The sequence below is a fragment of the Thermoplasmataceae archaeon genome, assembly GCA_038729425.1.
Lineage (GTDB): Archaea > Thermoplasmatota > Thermoplasmata > Thermoplasmatales > Thermoplasmataceae > B-DKE.
On sequence record JAVYSB010000003.1, the window covers coordinates 47537 to 59518 of the forward strand.

General features: G+C 44.7%; 8 protein-coding genes. 4 read left to right on the plus strand and 4 right to left on the minus strand.

Features of this window, described 5'->3' with window-relative positions:
- The first annotated feature begins 1039 nt into the window (after positions 1 to 1039).
- Together QW597_03545 and QW597_03550 are read left to right on the plus strand one after the other, a co-directional pair.
- Positions 1040 to 3343 (plus strand): DNA topoisomerase I, encoded by a 2304-nt coding sequence (locus QW597_03545; GenBank protein ID MEM0155659.1) that lies wholly within the window; start codon positions 1040 to 1042, stop codon positions 3341 to 3343.
- Positions 3297 to 4214 carry a presenilin family intramembrane aspartyl protease PSH gene (locus tag QW597_03550; GenBank protein ID MEM0155660.1) on the plus strand — a complete coding sequence of 306 codons (918 nt, stop codon included), beginning with the start codon at positions 3297 to 3299 and terminating at the stop codon, positions 4212 to 4214. The genes QW597_03545 and QW597_03550 overlap by 47 nt, the downstream gene beginning before the upstream one ends.
- 107 nt (positions 4215 to 4321) lie before the next feature.
- On the opposite strand, the gene QW597_03555 is transcribed toward QW597_03550, so the two are convergent.
- Entirely contained in the window at positions 4322 to 4498 is a 177-nt protein-coding gene (locus tag QW597_03555; GenBank protein MEM0155661.1) for a hypothetical protein, read from the minus strand.
- A 1067-nt stretch (positions 4499 to 5565) separates the two neighbouring features.
- On the opposite strand from QW597_03555, the gene QW597_03560 reads away from it, so the two are divergent.
- The gene (locus QW597_03560; GenBank protein MEM0155662.1) at positions 5566 to 6777 is read left to right on the plus strand and encodes a hypothetical protein; all 1212 of its coding nucleotides are present in this window, start codon (positions 5566 to 5568) and stop codon (positions 6775 to 6777) included.
- A gap of 2 nt (positions 6778 to 6779) precedes the next feature.
- Here the strand turns inward: QW597_03560 and purH are convergent, their stop codons facing one another.
- A complete protein-coding gene (gene purH / locus QW597_03565; GenBank protein ID MEM0155663.1) occupies positions 6780 to 8273 on the minus strand; it encodes a bifunctional phosphoribosylaminoimidazolecarboxamide formyltransferase/IMP cyclohydrolase in 1494 nt (497 codons plus the stop codon).
- 153 nt (positions 8274 to 8426) lie between these two features.
- On the opposite strand from purH, the gene QW597_03570 reads away from it, so the two are divergent.
- Entirely contained in the window at positions 8427 to 9656 is a 1230-nt protein-coding gene (locus QW597_03570; protein MEM0155664.1) for a methionine adenosyltransferase, read from the plus strand.
- Positions 9657 to 9725: 69 nt separating this feature from the next.
- Here the strand turns inward: QW597_03570 and rimI are convergent, their stop codons facing one another.
- Together rimI and QW597_03580 are read right to left on the minus strand one after the other, a co-directional pair.
- A complete protein-coding gene (rimI, locus tag QW597_03575; GenBank protein MEM0155665.1) occupies positions 9726 to 10187 on the minus strand; it encodes a ribosomal protein S18-alanine N-acetyltransferase in 462 nt (153 codons plus the stop codon).
- Between the two features lie 176 nt (positions 10188 to 10363).
- Positions 10364 to 11982, minus strand: a 1619-nt coding sequence (locus QW597_03580) for a chloride channel protein (GenBank protein MEM0155666.1), incomplete at its 5' end; no start/stop codon positions are given.

Genomic DNA, 11982 nt, shown 5'->3' on the forward strand with positions numbered 1-11982 from the left:
ACAAAGGTTTGACCAAGAGCAACATCAAGTGACGCCAGATTGATGCGTTCATTGGATCGGTCATAATGGTTTACGGTCGCAGTTACTAAAATCCTTCAGATTTTTGCCTCCAAGGTTGGTGCTTTTCTATGGAACTGTTCGCGGTCCGGCTTGTGGAAGCTGGTTTATTGATGCCAAAGCCATATCGGCAAGCCCATCGTGGCCGTGAGTGAAGCCTTAGGATGGGGGCATAAACCTTCCTGTAAAGGTTGGAAAAACACTCGACTTTTATCTGCCAAGTTTTGCTGCGTTGATACTTGCAGCCGGGATACCATTAATACCTGATGCCCGTTTGGTTACATGAATTTTGCGGTGCAGGTGATAGTAAAACATTCACGTCTGCTGCGAGGCTGTTTCTACTTCTGCTTTTGAATGATAAGGAAATAATGGGTGAGTGTGTCCATAAAAATGGCAAAATGCCGTGGGATATGGCACAATAGACTTCCTGAGTGTGAATGACTTTTTTTTATGAAATGCCCCTGGCATTTCCCACAGTCTTCATCCATCTCATCTCTATGTTATAGAAGGTAGAGAACAAATCGTCAATGCATAAGGTAGAAAGGAAAGGAAACGAGGAACTGCTTCCCAATTTCTAGCATTTCTTAAGCCAGAAGGAGATAGAGATCCACGATAAGGTGCCTTTAACTAAAGTCACCTTCAGCGATAGAGTAAAGATTGCATTCTGGTGCCTCGTGATTTACGTAACGATGATTATTGTACCGGTTTTGTCGGTCTTACCCTCGTATGAATCTCAATGTACTGCTATCAGCAGATTATCTAGGCAAGGGATTGTTGACCCGGGAATTAGACTGAACAGATCTTACAAAAAAATAATTCGTGGAGTGCCTACCGGTCGAGCTCATTACGATTCCAGTGACAATGCCTGAATTCCATAACTCGATTCAATAAGTTATTTAACCTTGAGCAAAATAAGGTATTCCTGTTACTTTAATATATACTAAGCAAATATTCTCCCTCCGGCAATTCCGGGGTGCATTGATTGACGTTAACGCTTATAATCGCTGAAAAAGCCGACGCTGCTAGGCGTATCTCCTATTTTCTTTCTGATGGGAATTCAAAACAGAAACGAGCCAAGGGACTCAGCTACATTGAATTTGGCGAAAAGGATCGCACTGTGGTGATTCCGCTCAGTGGTCACATTATTGGAATAGATTTTCCGAAGGAAATGACGGAATGGAAGTCCGTAAATCTGGGCACCCTCATTGACTCAAAGATACTAAAGAACGTCAAGAACAGGACTGCATACAATACACTTAAACACTTCGCTCCTGAAGCAGACAAGATCGTCATTGCCACTGATTACGACCGGGAGGGCGAACTCATAGGCGTTGAGGCTCTAGAGATAATAAGGGAGGAAATCAAGTCACTGGGAAAGGTGCCGGAAGTACAGAGGGCCAAGTTCAGCGCTCTCACGGGAGAAGAGATAAAGCAGGCCTTTTCAGAACCCATCATGGTGGATTACAACCTTGCTGATTCTGCAGAAGCAAGAGAGGAAATTGATCTTATATGGGGTGCGGTTCTAACGCGATTTTTCTCACTGGCAGCGCATCGATACGGAAAGAATTTCCTGTCGATAGGCAGAGTACAGACACCTACACTGGCGCTCATAGTAGGCAGAGAAAAAGAGATAATGGCTTTCAAACCGGAACCATATTGGAGATTGCTGGTTCTGTTCTTCAAGAGTGGGGCGTTCCAGGGTGAGTATGAAGCTGGAAATATAGGGTCAGAGAAAGAGGCAGCGAAGATCCTTGATGATGTCAACGGGAAGAACGGCACTGTGAAGGAATTTGAGAATCGGTTAGAACGCATTGGAAAACCTTCACCGTTCAACACCACAGATTTCCTCAGGGAGGCGTCGAGGATCGGTATCTCACCGCCGAAAGCCATGTCTATAGCGGAGCTTCTCTATACACGAGGCTATATAAGTTATCCAAGAACTGACAATACGGTATATCAGAAGTCAATCTCACTGAAATCCGTACTTAAGAAGTTATCAGGTTCAGAGTTTAGGGATGACGTAAACAAGGTTTTGTCGCAGGAGAGAATAGTTCCATCAAGGGGGAGGACAGAGGCCATGGATCATCCCCCTATTTATCCAGTCAACTCCGTAAAAAAAGGGTTGCTGAAGGGTGATTATGCGAGGATATACGAGCTTATTCTCAGGAGATTCCTCGCCACCTTGTATGTAGCTGGTGAGAGGGAAGTGAAAGAGGCTCTCATTGATATTGCAGGCCACAATTTCAAGACCAGGGGAGTCAGGGTCACAAAACCGGGATGGCTGGAGCTTTATCCCTACAGGAAAATTGACGAGTCCTATCACCCTGACCTTGAGAAAGGAGAAGAGGTCAAGGCAACAAAATGGGAAATGGTCAAGGAACACACAAAACCGCCATGGCGTTATGACATGGCTGCATTGCTCAAAGCAATGGAAGACCTCTCTCTTGGAACAAAGAGTACGAGACATGACATCATTGCGAAACTCCAGGAACGTGGCTTCATAGAGGGAAATCCTGTAAGGCCCACCAATCTAGGGATCGGGCTCATCGATTCTGTCACGACAGTGAAATCCAAGATCTCAGAACCTCAGATGACCGCTGAGCTGGAAAGGGAGATGGATAGGATCGCCGGAAAAGAAATGAAGAAGGATCAGGTTGTCTACGAGTCAAGGACTATGCTCCATTCCGTGCTTGCCGATTTTAAGAACCGGGAGTCGGAAATCAGGGAAATTATTAATGGGTCTCTCAGGAAGGGTGAGTCCATCGGAAAATGTCCATTTCATGATTCTAATATCATACTCCTGAAAAACAGGGATTATTACACGGTAAAATGTGAAACTGAGGACTGCAGAATAAATTTCAACCTTCCAGGCGGTGCCCTTGTTCAGCTGCTTGAAGATCGATGTGAAGTCTGTTCTCTGCCGAAGATCAAAGTGATAAGGAGGGGACAGTCCCCCGATATAAGATGCATTAACCCTAAGTGCGAATACAACTTAAATAAGGATTCCTTCGGAGTATGCCCATCAGACGGGGGCAGGCTAGTCTTAAGGCAGTCAAGATTTGGAAAACGGTTCCTAGGGTGCTCCAATTATCCGGATTGCAAGGTGACTTATGCGCTTCCGCAGATGGGTTTGCTCTCAGTGACCGGAGAGAAGTGCCCTTATTGCTCTGCCCCCCTTATAGTGATGACGGGAAAAGGAAGAAGGTGGAAATTCTGTCCAAAAATAAGCTGCGAATATAATGGAAAGAAGAAAAGAGGTGAAAGGAATAAGAAGAGTACTGCCTGAACTGTTCACGATGATTCTGTTCGCCGTTTCTTCACTCTTTGCGATATACATTTCGCAACAGTTGATAATTCAGGATGCTTCCATCAAGGCAAGCGGTTCCACTGGAGGTTTCGGGAATGTTCTAGTTTTCATTCCTCTCATTATCGTGTTCTCCCTTGTTGTCATATTTCTTGCTAGGAGGAAAAAGGTCCGCTTCCTAAAATGGCTGTTCATAGTGATGGTCGTCTACGTTGTCTTCTATGTGTCACTCTTCATCTCGTACCCAATAGCCGCATACCTTGCCTATACACAATTTGAGTTCAATGCCATCTCTCTGATAATAATCATCGGTCTCCCTTTGATATTCCTTTATCTACTGGCATTCAGGAACGAATGGTACGTGGTGGATGCTTCTGGGATATTTCTCGTGGCGGGAGTTGGGTCAGTATGGGGCGTCATTGTAGGTGTCTGGGCTGCTGTGGCTCTTCTAATAATTTTCGCTGTCTACGACTATATCTCTGTGTACAAGACCAAGCACATGGTAGCCCTTGCAGAAGCCGCAATTGATGAGAACCTGCCCCTCCTTTTTGTTGTGCCTTCAAGAAGGGGTACAAAATTGAGCGAAATGACCTTTGCAGGGAGAGCGGAACACGGGGCTCTCATGCTCGGTTTCGGAGATGTTGCAATGCCAAGTATCCTGGTTGTGTCAGCATTCACGTACAGTTATCCAACGAACTGGATTTTCTATGTGCTCTTCACTATGATCGGTGCCCTTGTGGCCATGGCGGTACTCTTTTTCACAGATGTAGAGAAACCAGCGCCTGGATTACCTTTTATCAACACCGGCGCGATTCTTGGTTTTCTGCTTGCTTTCTTGCTATTCCCGATCTGATTCTGAAGAAATGACTTCATAAATAAGCTCTCAGATCACTCTGTCATCTGGAGGTGATTTCTTTTCAAGCTCCAACTAAGTATATGCCATTACCGGGAGAGCTATGGCTAACACATGACCAGCAGAACGATGAGAATGCGGAAATCTATGGAAAGATCATTTTCAATACCGAGGATATAAAGCAAGTCAAGTATTAAGAAGACGACGACGCCAAATATTAATACCCTTGCTCCAACGTGTCTTCCGAATAATTCCATTCTCTGCTTCCCAAGTTTCTTTCCCATCTGAATTGTCTCCCGAAGTCAAATCCAACAAGCATCAATAGAACGAATGTTACCAAACCAAAAAGGGTACCAGAAAGCCAGCTGAGTTCCCATAACCCCATTTTCGCCAGATAGGGAAGGATCACCAGAGAGATGAATGTGGGAAATAGTCCTGTATCCACTCCAAAACCTGATATGAAGCCGTGAATAATAGTCCAGTGAATGGGAACAGGGGTCTCCGATTTTCCAAGATTTTCACAGAATGAACATGCTGAGCCAGATCATTGGCTGTAATGTGCATCATGGGGTGGAAATGTGTAAATCTATTTTTCAATATCAGCTATCCTGCGATTGCCATGGCCAAACCCATAATTGTGTATAGCGGCTCGTTAATGCTGGGTGATGAAGCCAATGTTTTACTATTGCAAAATATACGATTACGCTCATCATTGCACGCTGAATAGTAAATGAGAGTGAAAGGAATGCCCCAGCCTTCATACCTCCTCAGGAGGCAGTCACTGCAGAATAAGAGAAGGCGATTGGTCGCGTATGTTCATCAGGTATAATTCCATGCAGGAACCCCAGGCCGAAACAAGCAATAGATAAACAAGGCCAGATACCGTTAATCGCCTCCACCACTTATTTCTAGATAACAAGATTTTGGGAATTTTACTTGGGGACAGTCCCTGAGGTATCCGAGAGCAATGCTTATGTGGTCAACTGTGGTGCCCATGGTATTCATCGAGACAATTCTGCCATTCAGCTAAAAGCAAGGTTTTTCCTCTAGGCTGCTTCACAAAGCCGGGAAATCCCAGTGCCCTTAACATTTCAAGAGCTATTGGGTGGAATAATTAAGTGTCTTGCAATGCGATTAAAGGAAAGTTTGGTTGTACCGATTGACATGTCACTGACAGTTTCGGAGCTTCGGTCTGTTGCGGGGAAATTTTCATCAATATCTCCGTTAATTGGACATTTCAGCACGATATATATAGAAATAAGGTACACCATAATTTTGTAATTTGTGCCCTATTAACCAGATCAAAACGGGTTTGCGATGGTTTAATAATTTTGACTCTTTCTGGATATGAATGTTCAAGCAATCTGGTAATATAATTCTCTCTGAAGGAGAGGTATTTGAAAAGTCCGAGATTAGCGGGAATCTCTATCTTAGAGGAGGAAGAATCTCCGAGTCTGTTACTTTGTTGACTGTAAAGGGAAGCGTCACTGTTGAGCGAAATACACACATTCCGGGAAGCATGGTCTGCCAGAAACTCTTATCCAGGGCTGATCTCTCAATATCGGGGGATCTGTCAGTCGGTGATGCAATTACCATGCAAAAGGGCGACCTGATTGTCAGGGGCGCCATCATGGCAGATACTCTTGATTCAAGCTATTCTGTCTCTGCGGGAACCTTGAACTGTGATAAAATAATAGCCGGAAACGATCTCATTGTCCAGCATGAAATCCACGGAAAGACGGTCTCAGTAGGAGATGCACTCAGAGCTGGGGAGATAAATTGTGATGAAATTCTTACGGGTTCTCTTGAAGCTGGAAAAATTGACTGTATTTCCGTGAGAGTTGGAGCCGCGGCCATTATTGAATCAGGAAAATCCGACTCGATGAACGTGGAAGGCACACTTGAAAGCAGTTCCTACATCGAAGCCTCAGTAATGACCATAGAAAAGAATGCCTTCTTCAACAATGTAAAATGCGGAGTCATGAATGTCGGAGGTTCAGTTGTAAGCAAGGGTTCAATGGAGGTTGAAGAACTAAAGACTGGCGAATCACTAGAATGCAGCGACTTAAAGGCTCGGGAAGTCGTGATTGCTGGGTCAATAAAATCTTCTGGAAATGTGACAGCATCTGGAGACATCCGTGCGAATGATCTTATTGCAGTCCATGGCCAGATATTATGCAATACTCTCGAGGGCAATGGTGAAATTAGTGCGGAAAGAATAGAGTGTAAGATGAACCTTGAGTGCCAGACGAAACTTAGCGTGATCAAGGGCGTAAGCGCAAACTTAATAATGCTTGGAAAGAACTGCATGGTTTCTGGACCTATTCATGCGAATCAGGTCACACTCTCAAATGGTGTCAGCGCACAGGATATCTATGCCGTTATCCTTCACATGAAGAGCGGATCAGTGGCAACAAATGTTTATGCTGACGAGATCACAATGTGGAAGAATTCAGCAATAAAGGGTAGGTGTCTCTACAAGAACTGGATTAAGGATGCAGTTGGCATGAAAATTGAAGGCATTGGGGAGAAAGTGAGCGACCTCCCCAAATTTCCGTTTTGAGTTCAGTGAAGGAATACCCGTTTCCCGGTGAAATACATGGGTATATGTTTTTCCTTTGCCATGGCTATCACTTCTTCATCCCTAATTGATCCGCCCGGCTGTATTATTGAAGATATCCCATGTTCTCCAGCGATTTCCACGCTATCGGAGAATGGGAAGTAAGCGTCCGAAGCCATAACTGATCCCTTTGCTTTCTCGCCGGCTTTATTGATCGCTATTCGCAGGGCTTCAACTCTCGATGTCTGTCCAGCACCTATTGCAACGGCACATCCATTCTTCGCAAGTACAATAGCATTGCTGCGACAGTGGGTCACTACCTTCCATGCAAATTTTAGATCCTCAATCTCTGACGGAGATGCCTCCGTATCAGTTTTAAGTTCCAGTCTTTCATAGGTGGATACCAGATCGTCCTGCAGAAGGAACCCGCCTGAAATAGATCTCACTTTCATTCCTCGATTGAGAGGCTTCTCCACCTCGAGTACCCTAAGATTCTTTTTTTTCCGTAGTATGCTTATGGCTTCCTTGCTGTACCCGGGCGACACAACGACTTCTACGAAAAGTGATGATAAAGCCGCAGCAGTGCTGGCATCAACGTTCATATTGAAACCTATCACCGAACCGTACGCAGATTCTGTATCTGTGGACAGGGCCCTCGTGAAAGCCTCTGTGAGGTCCTTCCCCGTTGCCGCTCCGCACGGCGTGTTGTGCTTTATAATCATACACGCAGGGACTTCAAATTCCATCACCGAAAAAAATGCGGAATCTGCATCCATAAGGTTATTGTAAGATAGCTCCTTTCCATTGAGCTTCCTTGCATTTGCAATGCCCTTTGAGCTGCCGTCGGAAAACACATAGCCTCTCTGATCCGGGTTTTCCCCGTATCTGAGTTTCTCCCCACGAACGCCGCTTATTAAAAGGGTTTCCAGTGATTTCTCTCCGAAAACCCTCTGGAGCGAATTATGTATAAGTATATCATAATCCGCAACCCTCTGGAAGGCTTTCAGCGCCAGTTCTTTCCTCAATTCATCAGAAATATTGCCCGTGCTTCTGATGGACTCTAAGGCCGGTGGATAATCCGCAGGATCTGAGAGTACCGCGACATTGGCATAATTCTTTGCGGCCGCCCTCACAAGAGAAACGCCGCCGATGTCTATATTCTCAATCATTTTCTCAACATCATTGCCCTCCGAGACTGACCTGAAGGGGTAGAAGTTGCAAATCACAATGTCAAAATCCGGATAATCTGTGTTTCCTCTGGCCCTTGAATCGTAGTCTGAAAGTATTCCGGCAAAAATCCTCGGATGCAGGGTTTTCACCCTACCACCCAGGAGCTCTTCGAATCCAGTCAGCTCAGAAGTGCTCCTTGCCGAAATTCCATTTTTTCGGAGGTGATCGCCAGTGCTACCGGTAGCATAAATCTCTCCCATGACATCTCCACAACTCTTTACGAATTCTATCAGGCCGGATTTGTTATAAACGCTAATCAGGGCTCTCATTGGTTCCTTAACCCAGGAGGCGATAAAAGATTTTGTCCGTAAGTTATTGTATTATAACTATGGGTAATAATAATAGAACCGTGGTAATTTATTGACCGAATTAACAAAATGTTTAATATAGTTTATTTATCGCATCACCAGAGGACAATACTGATGGAAACTACTGTATTGAAGGAAAAACAGGAAACTGAAAGAAACATTTCAATCGAAGAACTGAACCAGACCCCGGTGGTCCAGAGGGAAGTAGAGCTGGTGGAAAGGAAGGGAATTGGGCACCCTGATAGCGTCTGTGACGGAATCGCAGAGGCGGTTAGCAGAGGTTTGAGTAAGTATTACCTTAAGGAATATGGCAGAATTCTTCACCACAACACCGATCAGGTGGAAGTCGTTGGAGGGCAGGCATCTCCTAAATTTGGTGGTGGAAAGGTGCTTGAGCCCGCTTATATTCTTCTGAGCGGCAGAGCCACAACTACAGTTGATGGGGAAAGAATTCCATGCAAGTCAATAGCTGTCAAGGCAGCGAAGGAGTACCTAGCTACCAACTTCAAACATCTTGATCTTGATTCCGATGTAATGATAGACTCCAGAATTGGCCACGGTTCTGTTGATCTCAGGGGGTTGTATGATACAAGAAAACACAAGGCTAATGACACGTCGTTTGGAGTCGGATTCGCCCCCTTCACTGATACGGAAAATCTAGTCCTTAATACTGAGAAATATCTCAACGGAAACCTGAAGAATAAACTCCCTGCCATTGGGTATGATATTAAGGTGATGGGATTCAGGCAGAAAGATACCATAAACCTAACCATCGCGGCTGCTTATGTTGACAAGTTTGTAAAGGACAAGGGTGAATATTTCTCCATCAAGGAAGAGCTTACCAACCTGGTAACAGATTTTGTCAAGAAGCAGACAGAGTTGAATGTTAAGATTTTCATAAATACCGGGGATCTAAAGGACGAGAATGTATACTACCTTACTGTTACAGGATTATCAATGGAAAATGGGGATGATGGATCCGTGGGAAGAGGTAACAGGGTTAACGGGATAATAACGCCGTACAGGCCGATGAGTATGGAGGCTGCCGCCGGAAAGAATCCTGTTACGCATGTAGGAAAACTGTATAATGTTCTATCGAACATCATAGCTAAAGACGTGATAAAGGAAAGCGGCGGAGACGTTGAGGAAGCAATGGTTAGAATAGTCTCCCAGATTGGGAGACCCGTAGACGAGCCGCATGTGGCAAGCATACAGTTAATATATGCTCCGGGTGCGGACAGATCTAAACATAGGGCGAACATTAGGAGAATAGCTGATCAGCGGCTTGAGAACATAGCAGACCTCACAGACAAATTTGTAAGCGGGGAAACACCTGTTTTCTAATCCCCCAATTTTTTTACATCATTCACTGAAGCAATTGTTGTTAAGCAGGTAATAGTCACATTTAATTCATCAGAGTAACTTCCACATCAGGTAAGCGTCAGATAGATCGCTGTAATACCCCTTAATGGTGGATATGATGGAAAATCCAAGATTCCTGTAAAAACCAATTGCAGTTACATTATCGGTACGTACTTCCAATCTGACCGACAATAGATTTTCCTGATTGCAGGTATCAATGAAGGTTTTCATAAGAACATGCCCCAAACCCATGTTCCTGAAATCTTTATCAACAGCAAGAAGAAGTATTCTAGCTTCTGTTCTGGAAAATTTTGATCCAACAATGAAGCCTACGATCCTGTCATTGACGGTATAGACGATGAATGAGTTTCGCCAGTTTTCGTAAAGATCCAGCAAAAGAGCTTCAGTATAGTACTCAGTCAGTGAGTTGTTTGCTATTTCAACTACTTTTCTTACGTCTTCTGGACGAAATTTTCTCGTCTCTGCAACCAATGCATCCCTCACCGCAGCCATTTTATTCTCCCGAATTGTGGATTATCCAATTGATGATCTTCAGCAGACTATCAGGAACTTTCTCTTCTAGTTAACGTATAATTCATTGCCGGGTAGTTACGGACACGCCTTGTTGTTACCGCAGGTGCTCTTGTAACGGTGGTAAGTGTCCGGATACAGGATCTCTGGAGTGCGGGTTACTTGTCCCCGTCGCCAGTGTTAGCTTTACTTTGTTGGAATTTTAATTTCCTAATCTCTCGGTTATATGCATCTGCAAGATCAGAAAGGCCTATGGTACCAAGTATCTTGTCGGGATCTTCATCGTCGACAACGACCAGCTTACCGGCTGTGCTTCTGGTAAGCATATCCATTGCGGTATGTGCTGTAGCGCTTCCTTTTATGGTCTGTACGTTGCTGTCCATAACATCCTGGGCGGTCGTTCTGTCGAGATCCATTGAAGGCTTTACCTGCTCAATAGAAAGCAGTCCTTTCAAAAGACCGTCTTTCTGTACCACGACAACTTTAGTCCTGCTTTCCCTGATCGTATACATTGATTCTCTGAGAGTCATCTCTGGTGTGACATAATAGTAATTGCGTTTCATGGATTCATACGCTGTAATGGAATCAAGCACTGGCCTCTCGTATTCCTGTTTATGTGCCGGGGAACTCTGCCTATTTAGCACCTGATTGTGGTATATGGAGTATTTCTGCCCAGAGATATAATAAGAAATTACGGTAGAAAGCATTAGTGGTAGAAATAGAGAATAGCCTCCTGTCATTTCTGTGCCCATGATCATCACAGATATCGGAGCCTTTGATATGCCACCAAAGAAAGAAATCATTCCAATTATTGTTACTTCAATTACATTAAGATATGGGAAAAAGGGAATAAAAATAATTCCCATCAGTGCACCGATAAATGCCCCAGTAACCATTCCGGGAGCGAAGACGCCTCCAGACCCACCAGATCCTATTGTGAATGATGTTGCAATTATCTTCGCAATAATCAAGGCTACCAGAAGCCAGATCGGGAACATTGAAATCCTGTCAAGAAAGATTAACTGTATCCACCCGTACCCCAGGCCAAGAATTTCCGGGAAGAATATTGCGATGACACCAACAACAAGCCCGCCAATCGCCGGCTTCACAAAATTAGGGATTTTTTTCGCTCTTTTGAACATTTTCTGCACGCCGTAGAAAGTAATCACATACAGTACGCCGAGAAGACCTGCAACCACGCCAACAAGCGAGTATAGGATCAGCGCCGCAGGGTGGCTGAACCCAAGGATCCCTGATCCTGGAATACTGAAAAGCGGTTGATAGTTGAAATTATAGCCAAATATTATATACCCTGTAACCGAAGCTATAATAGAGGGGATGAGCGCATCTACCTCGAAATCCCTGCGATATAGAATTTCTGTGCTCAGCAACGCACCCCCAAGAGGTGCAAGAAAAATGCTTCCTATACCGGCGCCAATTCCAGCCGCCATGGCTATTCTGCGATCATGATCATCCATCTTGAAAACGTCAGCGATGTAGGATCCGAAACCAGCGGCTATCTGCGCCGAGGGGCCCTCTCTGCCAGCGCTTCCACCAGAGCCAATGGTTATTGCTGATGCAAGAGTCTTGATAATAGGCACACGTCTCCTTATTCTGCCCCCCTTATTATGGAAAGCGTCTATTGCAGCATCAGTACCGTGACCCTCCGCCTCTGGTGCAAACCAATAAACAAGCATTCCTGATAACAAACCTCCAAGCACCGTGGAAACCGGTATAAGGTATCGGTGAAACCCGCTGATTACATAATTAAGAACAC

What these genes read in the sequence shown, in the direction of transcription:
- QW597_03555 (MEM0155661.1), bottom strand. Translation starts at nt 4,498, where the DNA reads ATGGGAAAGAAACTTGGGAAGCAGAGAATGGAATTATTCGGAAGACAC.
- rimI (MEM0155665.1), bottom strand. Translation starts at nt 10,187, where the DNA reads ATGGCTGCGGTGAGGGATGCATTGGTTGCAGAGACGAGAAAATTTCGT.
- purH (MEM0155663.1), bottom strand. Translation starts at nt 8,273, where the DNA reads ATGAGAGCCCTGATTAGCGTTTATAACAAATCCGGCCTGATAGAATTC.
- QW597_03570 (MEM0155664.1), top strand. Translation starts at nt 8,427, where the DNA reads ATGGAAACTACTGTATTGAAGGAAAAACAGGAAACTGAAAGAAACATT.
- QW597_03560 (MEM0155662.1), top strand. Translation starts at nt 5,566, where the DNA reads ATGTTCAAGCAATCTGGTAATATAATTCTCTCTGAAGGAGAGGTATTT.
- QW597_03550 (MEM0155660.1), top strand. Translation starts at nt 3,297, where the DNA reads ATGGAAAGAAGAAAAGAGGTGAAAGGAATAAGAAGAGTACTGCCTGAA.